14 protein-coding genes and 1 pseudogene are annotated in these 19,303 nt (G+C 63.5%); 4 read left to right on the plus strand and 11 right to left on the minus strand.

The genetic code is table 11. The features are described from left to right. Positions 1-773 precede the first annotated feature (773 nt). From GSQ89_RS32645 to GSQ89_RS32655, 3 genes are read right to left on the minus strand one after another with little or no spacing between them, the layout of a single operon-like run. Entirely contained in the window at positions 774-1,565 is a 792-nt protein-coding gene (locus GSQ89_RS32645) for a WecB/TagA/CpsF family glycosyltransferase (protein ID WP_158932291.1), read from the minus strand. Beyond that, positions 1,556-3,721 (minus strand): hypothetical protein, encoded by a 2,166-nt coding sequence (locus GSQ89_RS32650; protein ID WP_158932292.1) that lies wholly within the window; start codon positions 3,719-3,721, stop codon positions 1,556-1,558. Before GSQ89_RS32650 ends, GSQ89_RS32645 begins: the two co-directional genes overlap by 10 nt. 24 nt (positions 3,722-3,745) lie before the next feature. Then, positions 3,746-4,060: a hypothetical protein gene (locus tag GSQ89_RS32655; protein ID WP_158932293.1), complete on the minus strand. Its 315-nt coding sequence runs from the start codon at positions 4,058-4,060 to the stop codon at positions 3,746-3,748. 387 nt (positions 4,061-4,447) lie between these two features. On the opposite strand from GSQ89_RS32655, the gene GSQ89_RS32660 reads away from it, so the two are divergent. From GSQ89_RS32660 to GSQ89_RS32670, 3 genes are read left to right on the plus strand one after another with little or no spacing between them, the layout of a single operon-like run. Then, complete coding sequence (locus GSQ89_RS32660; RefSeq protein ID WP_254073472.1) at positions 4,448-5,767, plus strand: lipopolysaccharide biosynthesis protein; 1,320 nt, start codon at positions 4,448-4,450, stop codon at positions 5,765-5,767. Next, the gene (locus tag GSQ89_RS32665; protein WP_158932294.1) at positions 5,764-7,398 is read left to right on the plus strand and encodes a GMC oxidoreductase; all 1,635 of its coding nucleotides are present in this window, start codon (positions 5,764-5,766) and stop codon (positions 7,396-7,398) included. The genes GSQ89_RS32660 and GSQ89_RS32665 overlap by 4 nt, the downstream gene beginning before the upstream one ends. A gap of 20 nt (positions 7,399-7,418) precedes the next feature. After that, positions 7,419-8,168, plus strand: a complete 750-nt coding sequence (locus GSQ89_RS32670) for a polysaccharide biosynthesis/export family protein (RefSeq protein ID WP_158932295.1) — start codon at positions 7,419-7,421, stop codon at positions 8,166-8,168. Here the strand turns inward: GSQ89_RS32670 and GSQ89_RS40380 are convergent. Together GSQ89_RS40380 and GSQ89_RS32680 are read right to left on the minus strand one after the other, a co-directional pair. Continuing rightward, on the minus strand, positions 8,158-8,514 hold the full coding sequence (locus GSQ89_RS40380) for an acetoacetate decarboxylase family protein (RefSeq protein WP_216856539.1): 357 nt from the start codon (positions 8,512-8,514) through the stop codon (positions 8,158-8,160). The genes GSQ89_RS32670 and GSQ89_RS40380 overlap by 11 nt on opposite strands. A gap of 107 nt (positions 8,515-8,621) precedes the next feature. Continuing rightward, the gene (locus tag GSQ89_RS32680) at positions 8,622-9,167 is read right to left on the minus strand and encodes a helix-turn-helix transcriptional regulator (RefSeq protein ID WP_158932296.1); all 546 of its coding nucleotides are present in this window, start codon (positions 9,165-9,167) and stop codon (positions 8,622-8,624) included. Positions 9,168-9,704: 537 nt separating this feature from the next. On the opposite strand from GSQ89_RS32680, the gene GSQ89_RS32685 reads away from it, so the two are divergent. Continuing rightward, entirely contained in the window at positions 9,705-10,934 is a 1,230-nt protein-coding gene (locus GSQ89_RS32685) for an ISAzo13 family transposase (RefSeq protein WP_158932297.1), read from the plus strand. Between the two features lie 4 nt (positions 10,935-10,938). On the opposite strand, the gene GSQ89_RS32690 is transcribed toward GSQ89_RS32685, so the two are convergent. The 6 genes and pseudogenes from GSQ89_RS32690 to GSQ89_RS32715 form a co-directional block, all read right to left on the minus strand. Beyond that, on the minus strand, positions 10,939-11,361 hold the full coding sequence (locus GSQ89_RS32690; RefSeq protein ID WP_158932298.1) for a hypothetical protein: 423 nt from the start codon (positions 11,359-11,361) through the stop codon (positions 10,939-10,941). Positions 11,362-12,036: 675 nt separating this feature from the next. Beyond that, a complete protein-coding gene (locus GSQ89_RS32695) occupies positions 12,037-12,999 on the minus strand; it encodes a GTP-binding protein (protein ID WP_158932299.1) in 963 nt (320 codons plus the stop codon). A 2-nt stretch (positions 13,000-13,001) separates the two neighbouring features. Continuing rightward, entirely contained in the window at positions 13,002-14,483 is a 1,482-nt protein-coding gene (locus GSQ89_RS32700; protein ID WP_158932300.1) for an amidohydrolase family protein, read from the minus strand. Between the two features lie 207 nt (positions 14,484-14,690). Next, a complete protein-coding gene (locus GSQ89_RS32705; RefSeq protein ID WP_158932301.1) occupies positions 14,691-15,002 on the minus strand; it encodes a hypothetical protein in 312 nt (103 codons plus the stop codon). Between the two features lie 1,548 nt (positions 15,003-16,550). Beyond that, a complete protein-coding gene (locus tag GSQ89_RS32710; RefSeq protein WP_158932302.1) occupies positions 16,551-17,819 on the minus strand; it encodes an OmpA family protein in 1,269 nt (422 codons plus the stop codon). Further along, positions 17,779-19,303 (minus strand): annotated as a pseudogene (locus tag GSQ89_RS32715) (hypothetical protein); the annotation flags it as partial. The pseudogene GSQ89_RS32715 and the gene GSQ89_RS32710, both read right to left, overlap by 41 nt.

Consider the following 19,303-nt stretch of genomic DNA (forward strand, 5'->3'; position numbering starts at 1 on the left):
TCGTCCGGCGCTCATCGCCGCGCCGATCGCCAGCGTTCCCATCAGCGCCGCGATGGTGACGCGTTCCTTGTAGATCTGCAGCATCAGCAGAAAGGCGATGGCGATCAGCACGGGTTTCCACCAGCGTGGCCGCATCCAGAAGGACCGGTTGAGATACAGTACGGACAGTGCGCCGAAGAACATCGGCATGTAGATGTGCTGGCCGCGTTCCGCGTCGTATATGAACAGCTTGCTGACCAGGTCCCCCCCACCATAGGCCCTGGCGGGTACGACGATCCACAGTAGGACCATGATGACGTAGGTCGCAGCGCCCAGGCCGAGCAGCATGCGGCGTAATGTGGCGACTGGCGGTCGCAGCAGCATCAGCAGTCCGGCGGCCGAAAACGTGTAGCTGAACGCCCAGACCTTTACTGTCGTTGCCAGTGCCGCCCCGAATCCGTTGCCCAACTGGTAGATGCCGATCACCGGTGCGACCCCGACCAGCCAGAACAGGGTGATGACATGCAAAGGCTTATAGGGGATGTCGAGTATGATCAGTGCCCACACCGCGAACGGTACCATCAGCACTGGCCATGCCTTGGACAGCGCGTAGAGCGGCGGGACATCGACCATGTACTGAAAACATTGGGCGAACATCAGCAGTCCCAACACCAGCACCGCGCCTTTCCAGGAGGCCCACGATCCGACAACCTGCCGCGGCGTGATGGTGGGTGTGGGCGGCCGCAGCAGGATCCGCCCGGGGGCGGGGCGGGCCAACCGGATGGCGCGCTCGCTCACGGGGGCGGTCGTCGCCGATGCGGGTCGGGGGCGGAGGCAACACGTGCGCAAAGCCCGATCGACAGCACTGGGAGTGACTCCACGAACACCCGCCGAGCATGCCGCCGCGGGTTCTGCATCAGGCGATAGAGGGCCTCGGCGTTCAGTTTGCGGAAGATCGACGGCGCGCGCCGTACCACGCCGGTGACGAAATGCAGGGAACTGCCGATGCACAGCGCGACGCCGGTCGCGCCGCCGCGGTCCAGCACGCGGCAGGCCACGGTCTCGGATTGCGGCGCGCCCACGGCCAGGAAGATGTAGCGTGCCGGATGGGCCAGGATGAAGTCGACGCAGCGCTCGATTTCAGCGGGATCGCGGTAGAATCCCATCGGTGGGTCGTAGCGGGCGATGTGGCGCATGCCGAATTGTGTGCGCAGCCGGCGTTCCACCTCATCGCTGGCGCCGATGATGGTCAGGGTGTCGTCCGACCGGATGTGGTGGTGGAACATGTAGGCGGTCAGATCGCTGCCGGCGGCGACTGCCAGCGGATCGCTGAATAGTCGCGTGGCGAGCATCCCAGCGATCTTGCTGTCGTTTAGCACGAGCCAGGCTCGGTCGTGCGGCGTGGTGAATAGCGAATTGAGCCGATGCGCGGCGACGATGTGTTGCGCGTTCGGCGTGGTCACGAAGGCGAACGGGGCCTGTGGCGGTCGCGCCGCAATGGACGCCGCGGCGTCCGCCAGGGTCAACGGTGTGAACGGGACGCCCAGGAACCACCGCACCGGGGGGCGGACATCCGTCATATCCATCGGTAGATCCAGGCCGGGACGTAGAATTTCCGTCCGACGAAGACGAACCCCAGGATGTTGCCACCGGCGGACAGGATCGTGTCGCGTAGCTGCGCCGCCGCCACGCCGCGGGTCTGTTCGGCGCGCACCACCATGATGTTGGCATCCACCATGCGCGCGAACCGCAACATGATGTGGGCCGAGGACTCGGTGGACACCAGGATCAGCAGCACATCGTAGCGTTGCCGCATCTCATCCAGCACCTGGCGCACGCCGGCGATGGAGCTGCGCGGATTGCCGAGGACCGATTGCGGCGCATCGAGGCTGACCCAAAGCTGCGGCTGGCTGGTGGCTGCGATCTTGACCGGAGCGGACGGGCTGGCGGCGACATCGACGGTCGCGTTCAGTATCTTGGCCTGGCCGTTGCCATCGCCCTGCAAATCCAGGATCAAGGTGCGCAAGCCATGGCCGCCGGCCATTTCCGCCGCGAGTGCCCGCGTCAAGCGCGCCTTGCCGTCGGCGTGGGCGACACCGACCACCTGCAGCGCCGCGACACGGCGGCCATCAACGGTGGTGTCCTGCAACATCGCTGCGATGCCCGCGATATCGGGCTGGATGTCGGGCAGGGCGGTCTGCGGGCCGGCCAAGCTGAACTCGCCGAGGTCGAACAGCCCCAGTTCGCGCTCCGCCTCGTCGGGCATCAGGTAGACGTGCCGCAACAGGCTGGCCACCGCGATCGCTGCGAGACCGAGCAGCAGGCCCAGGAACACGCAGCCGAGGAAGTACGAAATCGCCAGGCTGTGGCCGATCACCGACGCCGTCGGCGGCTGCACCACCCGCAGGTTGGCGTTGCGCTGGTCGACGGTGCTCTCCTGGTAGGACACGTTGGGCTGTTGCTGCGACAGTTGGCGGAACACGCCCTCGGCGACGTCGCGGCTCAAGGTGAGGCTGTGCAACTGGCCGTCGGCCTCGCGCAGTTGGTTCACCCGCTGGGCGGCCTGCTGGGACTGGGTGCGCAGTTCTACCAACTGGTCGTTCAGGGCTTTGTCTTCGACCTCCAGCGCCGCAAGGCGGTTGTTGAGCACGTCGATCGCCGGGTTGCGGATGTCGCGCTGGCTGAAATACAGCGCCTGGCCGTTGCCGGACATCTGCGCCTGCACGGTGCGTATCTTGGCGTCGAGTTCCTTCACCGCCGGCCATTCGGGGCTGTATTGCTGTACCAGATGGGTGCGTTCCTGCTGCAGCCGCACCAACGTGTTGCGAGCCTCGTCATTGCCGGTGTTGTTGGTGGTCTCGCGGAAGCTCAGCACCGTTGCCGGCTGGGTCGCCAAGTTGGCGCGCACAGCCGTGGTTTCGGCTTCCACGGCGACCCGGCGTTCGCGCACCTGGTTCTGCCGCTGCACGATGCCGTCCAGACGGTTGTCGGCCAGCACGATGTCCTGACCGATGTCCAGCACATCGTAATCGGTCCGCAGCTTCTGGATCTGCCCGTTCAGGTCACCGATCTGGCGCTTGTAGCGGGCAAGTTGCTCATCGAGGAAGGAGCCATTGGCGTTGGTGTAGATCGTGCGGCGCTGTGCCAGATAGGCATCCAGCAGGGCCTGCACGGCACGAATGGCGACCTCGCGCTTGGGATTCGTGAAACTTATCTGCAGCACGTTGCTGCCGGCCTCGGATTCGACCCGAAGATTGGCGCGGAACTCCTGAATGGCTGCACTCAACAGCGTGGATTCGGCACGGGGCGGCAGCAGCCCGAACAGGCGAGAGGTGGTCAGCCCGGGGTACAGCTTGGTCGGACCGATCTGTTCGACGGCGGTGCGGATCACCTGGTCGGTCTGGATGATCTGGATTTCCGACTGGACGATTTTCAGGCCGTCCACGGAAATCGTCGTCTGGCCCGTGCCGGCTTCGGGCAGCGTGGCCGATTCCGATCCGATGAACACCAGCAGCAGGCTGTTGGCGGTGAAATAGGTGTGTGCCAGCACGGCGCTGACCACGCCCGCCAGCACACCGGCGATCACGCAATAGCGCATCAACCGGCGGAAGTAGAACAGGTTCACCAGCATGTTGCGCAGGCTGAATCCGGCGTTCGGCTGTACGGCGGGGCCGTGGTCGGTCTGTGGAGGCAGATCGCCCGGCGGCGGCATCGCGGCTCGGGCGGGGTGCAGTTCGTTCATGGCATGATCCGGCCGATCCGCATGTCAGGGACGGCAATCATAGGGCGGCCAGTCGCGCTGGCGCTGGTGCATGGTCAGGCGGATCACCCGCGTCTCTTCCCAGATGGTGTCCTCGGTATCCGGACACAGGTTGATGGCCGCGGCAATCGGGTTGCCGCGCCATCCCGGCGCCATGTTCACCCGCACCTGGGCGATGCCGAGGTAGGAACTGGGCTGGCCCAGCCGCCAGTCGGGCGGCAGGCGTGCCGACAGGGATTGAAGCAGGCTGAACGGATCGGGCGCCGGCGGCCATACCGGCAACTCCTCCAGTGGACCCGCCGCGCCAAGCACGCCTGCCATCGCGACTGCGGGCGCACAGCGAAAGACCGCTGAAACGAAACGTTTGACGGCGGGCGCGCACGATATCATTCCGTGAGGTTCGCACACGAAACTCCACGAGTCTGACGCAAACGCTTCACGATCCGACATTCCCTCCACTGAATCACATGCATTTTACCCTGATTGACGGTCGTCCGCACAAGAAAAAAAGAATGCCCTGTCACAACAGCAAAGCAATAGTTAAAAAAATGCTAATTTGTATCGAAATTTCATGCTGACTCGTGAAAATACCCGAGTGCCCGTTGTCTTTTTTGTAGCAAACTGTCCGTTCGGCATTTTTTGCATCTCCTTCCGATATAGAATTCCTTATAACTCATGGCTCTGACCAACTGGGAGTGACGCGACAAGGTGCGGGCGATCGTCGAGCGGCTGATGTCGCGCACGCTGCTGGGATATTTCGCCGCGCTGGCCACACGCGGTGTGGAAGTCATCGGCAAATTCGGCCTGTACTTCCTGGCCGCGCGCTTGATGGGCGGCCACGATTCCGGCCTGTTCTTCCTGTGCCTGAGCTGGGTGAACCTCGCCTCGACCGGCGCGCGCCTGGGGCTGGAACGGGCCATAGCGCGCCATATCGCCGCCGAACTGGCGGTGGGACATGGCCGTGCCGCACGCCAGGCCTTGCTCACCGGCGTCGGCTGGATCGCGCTGGCGAGTGTCGTCGCGGCGCTGCTGACGTTTGTACTGGCCGGGCCGGCGGCGGAGTCGATCTATCATCAGCCCGACCTGGTGGCGCCGCTGCGCTTCGCCGCCTTGATCCTGCCGTCGCAAACGCTGGCGTTCACCATCGGCTTCGCCTTGATCGGCATGAACCGAGCGGTGCTGGCGCAGGTGATGCAGAGTGCGTTGCCGCCGGCGCTGTCGCTGGTTGCCCTCGTAGCGGGCCTGCATCGGCTGGATACGGTGCTGATCGTCTACGCTTGTTCCTACGCCGCCTGCTGCTGCCTGGGCGGCGCGTTCATCCTGCGGGACTGGCGCGGTGTGCTGGTCGACCGGCCGCAGGCCGCGGCAACACCGCCGGAGCCATTGCCGCCGTTATGGACCACCGCTCGGCCGCTTTTCGTGGTCGAGCTGGTGCAGGTGTCGCTGCTCTCGCTGCCGGTGCTCGCGCTGGGCGCCTTCGCCGATCCGGTGGCAGTCAGCGCGTTCAGTATCGTCAGTCGTATGACCATGATGATCAACACTATCCTGGTCAGCATCGCCACGATCGCCAGCCCGGCCTTCGCCCGGTATCACCGTCGCGGCGAATACGCTCAGTTACGGCATACGGCGAACCAGGCGCGGTTGCTGGCGATGGGGGTGTGCCTGCCGATCATCGCGGTGATGGTGATTTTCCCGCACACGCTGCTGCTGCTGTTGGGTCGTGATTTCGCGTCCCATGCCGCCGTGGCAGCGATGATCGTGCTGTGTGCGGGCCAGTTGGTGAATGTGTTGCTGCCCACCGAGGACATGATGCTGACTATGACCGGCCATGGGCGCACCTTGCGAGCACTGAACCTGCAACAGATCGTCGTGTGCTGCGTGCTGGGCGCGGTGCTGATCCCGCTGTTCGGGCTGATGGGCGCGGCGGTATTGAGCGCCATTGTCCTGATCCAGGGCCGGGTCAGCTTCGCCCTGGCGGTACGGCGTGTGCTGCCTGAATTGTCGGCACCGGGAACGATAGCGGCATGATCACGACCGGCATCGAGGGATTGCAGGACGCGGAGTGGGATATCTGCGTCGTTGGTGCCGGACCGGTCGGCATATCGCTTTCGCTGGAGCTGGTTCGGCTTGGTCTGTCCGTCCTGCTGTTGGAGTCCGGTGCCGTGGGGCCGACCGCGGCGGCCCAGCGTTTGGGGGACGCGGATATCGCGGTGCCCAAATATCACGTGCCGATGGACATTGCCGTGCAGCGTGGGCTTGGCGGCACCTCCAATCTGTGGGGCGGCCGCTGCGTGCCGATGGACGCGATGGATTTCGAAGCTCGTCCGGCGGTTCCCGGCGCCGTCTGGCCGATCGCTTTTGGGGATGTCGAGCCGTATTTTGCGAATGCCTGCAACTATCTCGGCTGTGGTCCGCCGGTATTCGAACTGCCGGTGGAAGACCTGCGGATCGACGATCCGGATTTTCGTTTCGAACGATTGGAACGCTGGAGCCAGCAGCCTCGCCTGGGCAAGACCTACGCAAACCGGATGCGGGCGGAACCAAATATCGACCTTCGTCTGACTGCAACGGTGGTGGAGCTGGCGTTCCTGCCCGACGGCCGCGTCGATACGATCCTGGTGCGTGACGCGGCGGGCGGAGCGGCGCGCGTACGGGTAAAGCGTATGGTGTTGGCCGCGGGCGGGCTGGAAAACACACGGCTGCTACTGGCGGCTCGGCAGGATACCCCCGATCGTTTCGGTGGTCAGGACGGGCCGCTTGGCCGCTACTATATGGGCCATCTCTACGGTTCGTCGGCCGAAATGGTGATCGCGCCGGCGCTGGATCGGGGGATCGACTATTTCCGCGACCCGCATGGCTATTACGTCCGGCGCCGATTCACGCCGAGTCCCGATCTGCAACGCCGAGCGGGGTTGAGCAACGTGTCGCTGTGGCCGGATTATCCGGTGATTTATGATGCTCGGCATCGCGACGGCATTCTTTCGTTCGCGTATCTGGCGCTGTCCGTGCCGTGGATCGGCCGGCGGATCGTCGTGGAATCGATCAGGCGAAACTATGTGGGACCCAATCCGGTGCGCCGGTTGCCGCATATCGGCAACGTGCTGCGGGCCGCGCCGCAGACGAGCATGTTCATTCCCAGTTTTCTGTATCACCGTTATCTTGCGCGGCCACGCATGCCTGGGTTTTTCCAACGCAATGCCGCGCGACGCTATGCCGTGCGCTTCCACGCCGAACATCTCCCGGACCCTGAATCGCGCGCGGTGCTGACGCGGCAGCGCGATGCGCTTGGCCTGCCGCGGCTGGCGATCGACCTACGCTACACGGAAACGGATGCCGAACCGCTGATACGAGCGCACGACTGCTTCGGCGACTGGCTGGCCCGCACCGGGCTCGGCAGCATGGAATGGGCAGTGCCGCCGGAGCGCCGCGCCGCGCATATCATCGAGCAATGCTATGACGGCCATCACCAGATCGGTCTGACCCGCATGGCCGCCACGGAACGGGATGGCGTGGTCGACGCCGACTGCCGTGTGTTCGGCGCCGCCAATTTGTTCGTCGCCGGCAGCTCGGTTTTTCCGACCTCGAGCGCCGCGAATCCGACCCTTACCGCGGTGGCGCTGGCATTGCGCCTCGCCAGTTTGCTCGCATCTGCGGCCTGATCCGGAAAGGAATGGGAAGAATGACAACGACCTTGCTGACCCGGTTTCTGCTTGGATCGTTCCGGTTCGGCATGCTCCTGACGCTGGAAGCCTGTGCCGCCACGGCGAATCTGCCGCCGGCGCCTGCCGAACCCAATCCAGCCGACACGTTCTATGTGACCCCAGCCTACCGGATCCGAGTGGGCGACACGCTGGACATCCGTTTGCCGCTGAATCCGGAAATGAATGATGATGTGACCGTCCGTGCCGATGGGCATATCTCTACCCGGCTGGTCATGGACATGGATGCGGCCAACAAGACCGTGCCCCAACTGGCACGCGATCTGGCCGCTGCCTATTCCACCGATCTCCGCAACCCCCGGATTTCCGTGATCGTGAAATCCTCGGCACCCACCGAGATCTTTGTCGCGGGAGAGGTGGGTACGCCGGGCGAATATTCCAGCCCCGGCACGGCGCCGACACTGTCGCAAGCCCTGGCGCGCGCGGGCGGCGTGAAAATGAGCGGCGATGAGGATCGGGTGTTCATCATCCGCCGCCGCGCCAATGATACGCCGGAGTTCCTTTCCACGCGCTTCCAGGACATCGTGCGTGTGCATGACGCCTCGGCTGATATCAGGCTGGCGCCGTTCGATGTCGTCTACGTGCCCCGTACCGGTATCGGCGAAGTGTACAAGTGGTACAATCAGCATATCCAGCAATTCGCCAATCCAACTTTCAATTTCAGCTACTTCCTGAATCCTTCCAACGCGGCGGAAGCCGTCACGCATTAGCGGGTCGTGGGGCGCTGCCCAGCTTCTTGGGAAAGCCTTGCGCCCAGCCGCGCGCGATCGCGGCATCGTTATCGACGAAGATATAGGGGCAGTAGTTGACCGGCGTGCCGTCGAAGACCGCCTCGACCAGGGCGAAGGCCTCGCGGTACTGGTAGCGCGCCGGGTCGGTCAGTTCGTCATTGGAGCCGGTGAACTGCCAGTCGAGGAACCAGAAGAAGACGCGGCCGGCGGATTTTTCATCGGGGGCGAGCCCCGGAGGCAGGAGTGCCGCGATCGCGGCGGGGTCCGCCCAGTATTCTATGGCGATGCAATCGCTGGAATAGTGCCATGGTGGCAGCGTCGCCAGCGCCGACTTTCCCTATGGCGTGACAGGAACGGAAAACGCTTTGAGCATCGTCGTGTGTCCTCGTTTCTGGAACGATTTAGAATTCGAAGGAACGGGTCCGGCCGCATCTACGCATGAGCAATGGATCCCGCGTTGCGCAATATTTGCACCGACGGGTCCGCAACCGGCGCCGGTGACCACCGCCGACGCGATATGTTCGGGGGCAACCCGGTCGACCGCCGAAATATCCTGCTGAAGTGTGCCTGATCGCAGAAGCCACAGTCTTGCGCGATATGTGCAAGTGGTCGATTGGTGGCCAGCATCAGTTCCTGCGCCCGTGCCACGCGCTTCTGGGTTAGATAGGCGTGCGGCGACTCACCCATGTTGTGCCTGAACGCCGCCGCGAAGTAACTGGCACTCAAACGGCAGACAGCGGCCAATGCACTGATTTTGATCGTGCCGTGCAGGTTCCGCTCGATATAACGTTCCACAGTAGTAATCTGCCACGACGTGAGGCCGCTTCGGCTTGAAGGCACGAGCGGAGGGCGGTCCACCGCCGCGAGCCGGGCGTAGTCCGACCGTAACAATGTGGTCGCCTGCGTGATGTGGGATTGCGCCGCCGCACCATCGGACGCCAGTGCCTTATCCGCATCCGCAAGCAACCGGATGATCACTGCGACAACAGGTTCGAGAATGGGGGGGCTGCCCGGTCGTGAGCCGGGGAGAGTACCGGAACATCGTCGCTAGGCGATTGAAAACCGTGGCCGGATCCTCAGCCTTTTCCTCGATCTGGATCCGCGCGGCCGTCAGTCGCTCGCGGTGGGGCGCGACGTTCGCGCCAGGATCGGTCCAATATTCCATAGCGATGCAATCGCTTGAATAGTGCGGTGACGGCAGCGTTGCCACGGCAGGCTTTCCCTGTGGGCTGATTCCGACGTCCCGCACTTCAAGATCTCCGGCCTCGGGTCGCAGAGAAACGGCGAACGCCCCGATCGGCCCCTCCGTGCGTCGCCATGAACGAATTTGACTAAGGATGCCGGCCATCCCTATCCCCAAGATGGGGGGCGAAGGCGGTTGACGCGGGGGAGCCAGGGTCGATCGCCAGCAGCTCTACGTGTCGTCGCGTAGTCTAAGGGCCCGTCCGGAGATAACCGAATTGCGATCAGTCTGGGCCGATTCCCTCAGGGTGGGGATTTGGCTACTGGGCATGGATGATCGACGCCGGCCCGATTTGCGAACGCTTTGAGGCCCTTTCCCCGTATCTGAGTGAACGCGAGCGCCGCCTGCTGGCAGCGAGCGAGGCGCGCGCTGCCAGCTATGGTGTCATCGCGGCGGTGGCGGTGGCGACCGGCATCGCCCCCAGCACGATCGGGCGCGGCCTGAAGGAACTGGCGGCTCCGGATAAGCTCGACCCGGATCGGGTTCGCCGTCCGGGCGGCGGTCGTAAGCCATTGGTGGTAAGCGACGCCACGTTGCTCGACGATCTGCTGGCGTTGGTCGAGTCGGACGCGCGTGGAGATCCGATGTCGCCGCTGCGCTGGACCTGCAAGAGCCTGTCGCGACTGACCTCGGCTTTGGTGGCGCAGGGCCACCGGATCGGCCGCACAGTGGTCGGTGAGTTGTTGCATCGGCAGAAATTCAGCCTGCAAGCCAACCGCAAGACCCGGGAAGGCGACAGCCATCCCGACCGGAACGCGCAGTTCGTCCACATCAACGACAGCGTGGAGACGGCGCTGACGGCGGGGGAGCCGGTGATCTCGGTGGACACCAAGAAAAAGGAGCTTGTGGGAGACTTCAAGAACGCCGGCCGCGACTGGCGCCCGCAGGGTGAATCCGAGGAAGTCCGCGTGCATGACTTCCTGATCAAGGAGCTTGGCCGTGCGGTGCCTTACGGTATCTACGATCTCGCCGCCAATGCCGGCTGGGTGAGTGTCGGCATGAACCATGACACCGCGGCCTTCGCGGTGCAGACGATCCGCCGCTGGTGGGGCGAGGTTGGCCGGGTTCGGTATCCGCATGCAGCAAAGCTGACAATCACCGCCGATGGAGGTGGCAGTAATGGATCACGGCTGCGTCTGTGGAAGCGGGAACTGCAGCGCCTTGCCGACGAACTGGCCATTGACATCGCCGTGCATCACCTGCCGCCGGGAACCAGTAAATGCAACAAGATAGAACACCGTCTGTTGTCGTTCGTCACCATGAACTGGAAGGCCATGCCGCTGGTCAGCTACCGCGTCATTGTCGATTTGATTGCTGCTACCACGACCGACACCGGACTGACGGTTCGCTGCGAACTGGATAGCAACGCCTACCCGAAGGCGATCCAAGTGTCCGATCGCGGGATGGCCGCCCTCAATATCCAGCGCGATGCGTACCACGGAGAATGGAACTACACCATACGGCCAGTCGTACTCTCAGTAAGCGTAGTTGTTTCCGGATGATCTCTTAGCCACCGCCGGCGCCGACTCCACTGGTCGAGAGCGGTATCGGAAGGTTTATGCCGTCGCACGGCGTGCCGGAGCCGTAGATTGCGACATTGATGTATGCGCCACCCGCCGTCCCCTTGATCGTGGCCTTTCGCCCCGCTCCGCCAACCTCGTTGGCTGCCATCTCAAATGTTCGATCGGCATTGAGCTGACCATCCAGCCTCGCGATGTGCTGTTCACGATCCCATGCCACAAAGCCGATCAGCCTGTTGTCTGGTTCGACGCTGACGTGCCAATCCAGCCCGGGGCAGCCGCCAATCGCGGGACCGGTATGGTAGGAGTATAGCTGGGCCTTTTTGGGCTGCGCCATGGCCGGGCTTGCCGCGACCAGCGCAGACAGCGCGACCGTGACGATTTGCCCGTGGAACATTCTAAAACGCATCGGGATTTCCCTCCAAATGAAGTCGTTCACGTCCGGAGACACTTGCATTAGGAAAGGTCGTGCCTGGCGTTGCTATCCCCCTGATGGGGGAGAAACGGATGTATTGTTCGAAGAGTCAATTGGATGTCACACGGATGACGGGCGAGTGAGGTGGCCGCGTTCCACGGTTGGTGCACTCTGTTCGTTCGGCCAATACCAGGCTGCGTCCGCAACGATGCATTCAGCCGGAAAATCTATGAAAGGTCGAACTTTGACCGAGAGATGCCGTGTAGATGGATAGATCGCGTAAAGTGCCAAAGGTGACGCACGGTTGCCCTCGAGCACTGCCCGCAACGTTCCCTTTTTCAGGGCGTCTGCCGAGATGGAAGGCGAACTCGAAGCGGTCGTGCGGATCCTGGTCCAGAACGAATGGCCGTGGCGGTTGCAAGGGCCTTATGACGAAATGATTTCCCGCCACGCGGTGCAATCCCCGCCGCCACTACCGCCGCCTTCATGGCGGAAAGTTGTGGGCAGCACACGGTATGGGGTGGACCGCCTATCGGTGCAACGGCCTCGCGTTCAGGCGTCGTCTGTTGGTGCGTCTTATGTCCGGCTTAGCCCGTCTCGCGCGGGGTGCGTTTGGCCTCGGCCCTGCAGCGTGGCCGCTTTTTTAGTCCCCAGCCGAGAAGCCAACGTTCAGATCACGGCACGCGGCGTGGGGCCAAGCGACAAGTCCGCCTCACCCCCGACACACCCCTCCATGATCCGCCCGATCTCCTCTCCCTCCAACACCCCAACCTCCACCACAAACACCACCCGCGCCCGCGGCGTCCCGGGGGCCAACACTCCGCCCGGGGCCAGCGTCGCCCGCCCCCCGGCGAGTTGAAACACCACGACTCGCCCAGGCTGCCCCGCCACCTCGAATATCCCTTTCGCCCTGGCCAGCCGCGATGCCAGCCGCCCGATCGCTGTCTGGAACGCGGGCAGCGACACGACCCGATCGGACATCCAGTTCAGCGTCTCGAACCGCTCCGCCGCTGGCCGTCGGCGCCCTACCTCCCGGACCACCGGCACCCGATCCACATTCGGGGAAAACAGGAGTTCCGCCGGCACCGCCCCGTGCTGTGCTTCCACCACCACCAGCCCTGGTCGCAGCGCCTTCACCGCATCGCGCACAGGCTGGCCGGATTCTGCCAGATCGACCTTGCTCAATGCCACCACATCCGCCGCCCGCACCTGGGACCGCAGCAACTGGTCTTTCAGCGACGCCGCCGGCGCGGACGCGTCCACCACGCACAGCACCGTCTCCAGCGGCGCCTCCCGCCAGATGACTGGGTCCATCAGGTTGCGCACGATGTCCGCCGGGTCGGCCACCCCGCTGGTCTCGATCACGATGAACTCCGGCCTGGGATCGCGCCGCAGCAGGCCCGCCAGCACGCGCAGCAGATCGCCCTCCAGGCTGCAACAGATGCAGCCATTGCTCAGGCTCACCACCCCGTCGCTCGCGCCCGCGATCAGTTCGGTGTCGATATTGATGGCACCGAAGTCGTTGACCACGGCCGCGATCCGCCGTCCCTCGGCATGCGCCAGCAAATGGTTCACCACCGAGGTCTTGCCCGCGCCCAGGAAGCCGCAGACCAGCAGGATGGGGACTGGCACGATCAGCTTTCGCGGCGTACCGGCTGCCCGGGCCTCGCTGCCAGGTCCAGCACGCCGTCGGTGATGACCGGCACCCCGCTGACCACCAGATGCCGCACCCCTTCGGCCGGGCGGTTCATCGCGCTGAACTCCGCTTTGTCTGACAGCGTATCAAAGTCGAATACCACCACGTCGGCATCCGCGCCCGGCGCCAGCCGCCCCTTCGCGCGCATCGCCGGCGTGCTGGCAGCCAAAATCTCCGCCGGGATCAGCGCGCATTTCCGGACGCCCTCCAGCAGCGACACCGCCTGCCGTTCCCGTACCCAATGTCGCATGAAGCGTGTGAAGCATCCCGCCGACCGGGGATGCGACGTGGCATCCGCTGGCAGCGGCCACGCGTCACCGGTGTAAACTGACCCATCCGAGAGGGTCCAAGGCATCGCATCTGAGGCGATCGCCCCACCCGGATACAGCACCGACATATCCAGCAGGTCCCGATGATGTGCGTTGTTCTCGGTATCCAGCACATGCCACAGCACCAGCGTCGAAGGCTCCTCCGCCTGTGCCGCCAGTAGTTCCGCTCGGTCGTGGAACCGGCGCCCGTCGGCCACCCGCTGCACCGAGTCGTAGCCGGTGCCATTGCGCGCCTCGAACTCTGGATCGCTGAAAAACGCCGCCGCCAGCACGGTGGAGCCGGTGCCGTAAGGATAAGCCTCCAATGTGATCGGCAACCCCTGCGCCTGCGCCTTCGCCACCAGGGCCGCGCAGCGTGCCACATCGGTCTTGCTGGAGCTGTTGAAGTGGCAGATGTGCATATGCGCGCCGGTGGCGCCCGCATACCCGATCAGGCGGATATAGGCCTCGGCCGCGCTCTCCGGGTCGATCGCCGACATATAGGCAACGTGGGTAAATGTTGGGACGTTATGCACCGCCGCCAACTGGCACACGGCGGTGAGCTCCTGCACGCCGGCGCCGGGGGCGTAGGCGTTTAGAATGCCGATGCCGATCCCGCCCTCGTTCAGTCCGTTTTCCAGGCGGGTGAGGATGCCGGACACCTCGATTTCGCTGGCCACGTTCTCTACCCAGCGACGGTCGCGCATGGCGCGGCCAAATGCCTCCAGCGAAGATTCCTCGTTGGAGCCGGTCATCGCGCTGATCCGGGCGAACGCCCAGTTGACGGAGGCGCCGTAGTTGAGCACGCGGCCCTGCCTGGCTTGGCGTTTGTACCAGGACGCGATTGGTAGCACGCCTGCTTCCAGGTCCAGTGTCGTCGTCACCCCGTCGAACGCCTGCATCCGGTCGGCCGGGATCGACTGGCCGTGGGCGTGCAGATCGATGAAGCCGGGGGCAACCACGAGGTCGGTGGCGTCGATCACTCGTTCGGCGCTGCCTAGCCTGGTGCCGACGGCGGCGATCTTGCCGTCCAGCACCGCCACGTCACCGATACCATCCATCCCGCTGGCCGGGTCCACCACGCGCCCGCCGCTGATCAACAAGCCACCCATATCGCCACCCTGTTTCCCGAAGTCCGGATTCCTCCGGGGCGGTAGCACCGAAGGCGCGTCGGATCGGCCACTGACGTGGGGATCCTTCTCGCCAATAGACGTAGATTTGCACCCGCCCGCAACCACCCGCGCCGAATTGCCGGGGATAATTTTTGGGGATGGTCGAGCGGTCGTGTGTCGGCCACCCATGACGGACATGTAGAGCAGTCAGCTGAAGCGTGGTGTCCTATACAAGGCGGCGTTGACGTGAGCGAACTCCCAGCATTCCTCGCGGACCGCTTCAGCGAAATCCTTCGGCGGATCCGCGGCTGCCCCGCTTCCAATAAGCTCCCGCAATTCGGGCACCGTCCGATTTGGCTCGAAATACGCGCTGGTCGTCTTCAAGAGAATCCGTTTGGAGCGGGCGACGATATTAGACGAAGACATGGCGCGCCTATGGCTGATCAAGGCGTAGAGCACTGATGTCATGCCGCCGATCACGGAGCCAGCGAGCGCCGAGAATGCCGAAATATAAGCCACGATGTCGGTGCCGGCCCCGCATTAGGCACGATGACGGTCTGTGTCGAACATCATTGCGGGCGCTCTGTTGCCGTGATCCGGGCACGACGCGTTTTCACGATCCGCATCTCCCCCGCCACTCGATTGCCCAAGCGGTGTGATCTCACAAATCGGAGGGGGGCAATTTTGAACGCCGATCACCCTTCAATGGGGTCAAAATTCCACGCCGATTCACAATTGGCGATCTCAATGCTCTTCCGATTGAAGGATCGTGCGGGCGGCCGCAGCCGGACCGATACTTCCTTCGGATGTTGAACGCAGCCGCAGCCAACGGATTCCCATGGCTCCAAGGCAGGAAAGAGGGGGATCGGCTGCTGTCGCCTTCTGTACTGCATCTGGAACCACGGCGATCATGACTGTGAAACCTTGCCGCGAGCCAGTAGCTGTATCCGATTCCACGATCCTTCATGCTTACAGGGAACTTACATTGCTGGCCGCAACCTATTATGTAAGCAAAAAGAGCCGTGAATGGTTGCTTTTATGATATTGAAATCTAAAATGTATTCTGGAGCGGACGAAGGGCTTCGAACTTTCGACCCCGATCTTGGCAAGGTTGCGGTCCGCTGAAATCCGACCGCCTCACCATCGAGCAAAAACACCGCTCTAAAATGTTTCCTAGAGCGGCGCGGGCAGGCTAAATATTTGAATTTATTGGCGTGCCCGGAAAGACTCGAACTTCCAACCCCCGGGATTCGTAGTTTATGGAACGAGTTGGGGGTATTCCGCCGAATCGTCGGTTATCGGATGTCGTCAAGCACTTTTCGACCCGCGGCTCCGCTGCCCCACCCACCCATTAGCCGTCGTTCACCCAATATTCCCACTCTTACCCTTGTGGGATGTCTGGGGGAAGAAGACAGTGTGGAGGGCCACCGCGCCCCTACTTTGAGGTAAGCACATCATGGGGGGCGCGTCTGCTGCACCAACATCGCCAGCCGACTATTCACCTGAAAATTGCGTCCTCATTCTTCCCCACCGGTCGCCGCGCCCCCGGCCTTCTGCGTCTGCTATTTCGATGAAGGCCTAGCACCTGACTTGCGAGCCTCAGGCTGCGGCTTGAGGAAAGTCGGACTTACCGGCGCGACCTTCTTGTCGGCCTTCGGCTTCTTGGCCTCACGGTTTCCGTGCTGCTTATTGCCCTTCCCCATAATCGTTCTCTCCTGCTGTCGTGATGCCGGCCCGTACCTGCTGAAGCTCGGACGGCGCGGCCGATGCCGCTTGACAATCAAGGTGAGACCCTGCGGCGACCTCATGCAAGTGCCAAATGGCAGCGGCTCTCTTCAGCAGGTTCGGGAGCCGGAACACGTGGCGGCGTACGTCGGAACATAGCCTTCGGATGTGTCTGAGCAGGCCAACATAGCAAGTCGGAAGATATCTCCGGATCGAGGCCACCCCGCACACTCAGGGCGCGTCAGTCTCCCCTGCTCAATGTGCTTGGTTGCCTGTTTATGCGTACCAGAAGCCCGTTTCGGTCATTTGTGCAAAAGAGATCGCCGCCGTTCCAAGGGACGCTCAGCAGGCCGGAATAACCTTGAAATCGACTCTGCGGTCCAACGCATCCGACGTGTTGTCAGCACCCGTTCCGACGAGGTTGTTCTTCGCCCCCACCCCTGTCGCGATGACATGCCCCTGCAAGCCAGGGGCGTCCGCCTCCAGCCGTGTTTTCACATAATCGGCGCGCAACTGCGACAGTTGTTCATTGAGTGCGGCGGAGCCCGACGGGCTGCTGTTACCAGTCACTTGCAGGCAGGCATGTTTGCTCGCACTGCGGTTGGCGATCTGCTGCAGCCACATGTTGTAAGGACCAAGGGTCTGCTGCGTGGAGTCGAACGCAGTGGAGCCTGGACGAAACAGTATCTTTACGCCGAGCGAATTGCTGTCCAGACCGTATTCGACTACGCGGCCGAATGCTTCCGCCGCCTGGTCGTGATGGCCAAGCTGCCAGTTTGTCAGATAGAGGCCATTGTAGACCCGCAGTTGATTGCCCGCCGGCGTCTTTTCGGCTGTCTGATAAAGCTCCAGCGCCTCGCGATAGAGGCTCGCGTCATAGGCGTTGATCGCCTCGCTGACGATGGATGCGGTCAGGATCCCGTTCAGGTAGGTTGGGCTGATCGCATCACCGACCTTGGTCGCCTGGCACGTGTCGATATAGCTCTTGACGCTGGGATCATTGACCCAGGCGGGACTGTCACGAAAGAAACCCGTGGGGCTGGCATCGACATTCTCGAGAGTGGCTCGTGCCACGCCCTTGGCGACCGTCTTTCCAGCCCGCAGATCAACCATTACCAGACAGAACCGGTAAGCCTCCCGCGTGCCGGCGGTCTGGCCTCGCGCATTCACTGGGGTGAATGTGCCGACCATGACATAGGGCGCCGCGCTGACGGTAGCCGCAGAGAAAGGCTGAATGTTGAATTGCGGATACTTTTCCTGCGCCAGCGCGACTATCCGATCTTGAATCTGTCGCGTGGCTGCCGACTGTTCTCCGGTGACGCCATTCACGAGCGGATCTATAACCACGATCTGGCGCCGGTTGGTCTGTTGAGTGCTCACGGGCGCACCGGAGAACACGGCGTTGGCGGCTTTTAGCACGGCATCCGCAAACGGCACCGCCTGCACCGGGGGCGGCGAAGCCGCGGCAGCCGGAGGGGGTAGGGGAGGTTGTGCACAGCCGGCGAACAGGGTGATGAGTGCGCCGGCCAGCCATGAATGTCGCGTCAGTCGGCGGTGGATGAGAGAACCGTCAGGACCGGCACTCGGTCCGCAGCGCCGTGAGTTCGGCATCGGACAATGTTTCCCCTAACTGTGCCCGACTAACAATATTTGCGCATCGATCCGACCGCAAGGGTGTTGCGCGCGGCCGCGGCACTTTCGCCACCGCCGGTTCGACTGCGCGCACTGTGGCCATCACGAGGTCGACAGCCGGTGGCTCGGCGGCACGCTGCAAGCGTGGCCGCAGAGCCGCCAGATAGTCGGAGGCCCGTTCAGTTTCCGGCCGCGCGCCAAGATCGAGCGAAGTTGCTGCACTGATCGCCACAACCAGTCGTGGGCCGGCCGGTGGCGCGGCGACCCACTCCGCCCGCGGTTTGATGGGGGAGCCCGCGATTGGGCGCGACAAGTGGCGGACTGATCCATCTGCCTGATAGAGATCGATGTATAGCGCGGACGGTGTCGGCGTGACGTTGATTCCGAGCCGTGCGCCGCTCGCGACGGTCCGCTGATCGAGCCGAATTGCGAATGTTGGCGGCGCGCCCTTCCAGCTTCGTTGGACGAAGGCCTTCATCGCCAATATCGGCGCGCAGGCAAAGCGATCGACCCGCGTAATGGCGTCGGTCACTGGGCTCGCATTGTGTAAATCCGCCAGCAGTTGATCGAGTTCCGCGCCCGCCAAGGCGAGCCCCGAGACGCGTATGCCGTCCTGCCCGTCGGTAAGGTTCAAGATCGAACATGGCAAGGACTGTGCCGCCGCTTGCCCCTGTTCAAGCGGCGAAGGCGCGGTCTGCGGAGGCGGCGCGGGCGATGGCGTTACTGGCGGCATCACGATCGCCTCGCGCTGGGCATGTTCGACGGGCGCCGCGCGGGCAGGTGGGTTCGTGGGCGCGACGTCGGGCTGGCCTTTTACGGCGGCCGACTGCTGCGCCGCATCGCCCGCGGCACCAGCCTGCGTCGCACCGGGCAATTGTCGCGGCAGCGTGGCAGACGGCGGCGAGGGCGAAATGATCTCTTGACGGCTGGCGACCGGCGGTGTGGCCGGGGCACGCAGTCCAAAATACGCCACTAAGCCTAATGCGACTACGCCGGCGCCTGCCGCCACCCCCCACACACCGGGCCACCACGGCGGCGGAGTGGTCGGCAGCGAACGCGGAGGTGCCACAACCGTCGGCTCCTTGGCTGGCTCCTCGCAAGCAAGCGCCGCCAGCATGGCGTCCACGGTTTGTGGTCGCTGCGTCGGATCGGGTGCCAAAGCCGCATCGATCGTCGCCAGCAAGGACCCCGGATATCGCCCCGCCCCGATCCGCTCCGCCGACGGCTGGGGGTCCGATTGCCCCACAGCCAGCGCATTTTGGCGAGCCAGCGCGTTCACCAGACTGCCGCCAATCGCCCGGTAGGCCACTGCTCCAATTGCGTAAATGTCAGAGAATTCGCCCTGGTTCGTGCCAAGTATCTGCTCCGGCGGCGCGTAGCCGCCCGAATAGATCTGGGTGTAGTGGGCTAATTCGGTATTCGCCGCCGGTCGACTGGACCCAAAATCGATCAACACTATCCTG

The sequence above is a fragment of the Acidisphaera sp. S103 genome (assembly GCF_009765975.1).
Lineage (GTDB): Bacteria > Pseudomonadota > Alphaproteobacteria > Acetobacterales > Acetobacteraceae > Rhodopila.

Excerpts from the sequence above, each read along its gene's own strand:
- GSQ89_RS32645 (WP_158932291.1), bottom strand. The coding sequence starts at position 1,565 with ATGGATATGACGGATGTCCGCCCCCCGGTGCGGTGGTTCCTGGGCGTC.
- GSQ89_RS32650 (WP_158932292.1), bottom strand. The coding sequence starts at position 3,721 with ATGAACGAACTGCACCCCGCCCGAGCCGCGATGCCGCCGCCGGGCGAT.
- GSQ89_RS32655 (WP_158932293.1), bottom strand. The coding sequence starts at position 4,060 with ATGGCAGGCGTGCTTGGCGCGGCGGGTCCACTGGAGGAGTTGCCGGTA.
- GSQ89_RS32665 (WP_158932294.1), top strand. The coding sequence starts at position 5,764 with ATGATCACGACCGGCATCGAGGGATTGCAGGACGCGGAGTGGGATATC.
- GSQ89_RS32670 (WP_158932295.1), top strand. The coding sequence starts at position 7,419 with ATGACAACGACCTTGCTGACCCGGTTTCTGCTTGGATCGTTCCGGTTC.
- GSQ89_RS32685 (WP_158932297.1), top strand. The coding sequence starts at position 9,705 with ATGATCGACGCCGGCCCGATTTGCGAACGCTTTGAGGCCCTTTCCCCG.
- GSQ89_RS32690 (WP_158932298.1), bottom strand. The coding sequence starts at position 11,361 with ATGCGTTTTAGAATGTTCCACGGGCAAATCGTCACGGTCGCGCTGTCT.
- GSQ89_RS32700 (WP_158932300.1), bottom strand. The coding sequence starts at position 14,483 with ATGGGTGGCTTGTTGATCAGCGGCGGGCGCGTGGTGGACCCGGCCAGC.
- GSQ89_RS32710 (WP_158932302.1), bottom strand. The coding sequence starts at position 17,819 with ATGCCGAACTCACGGCGCTGCGGACCGAGTGCCGGTCCTGACGGTTCT.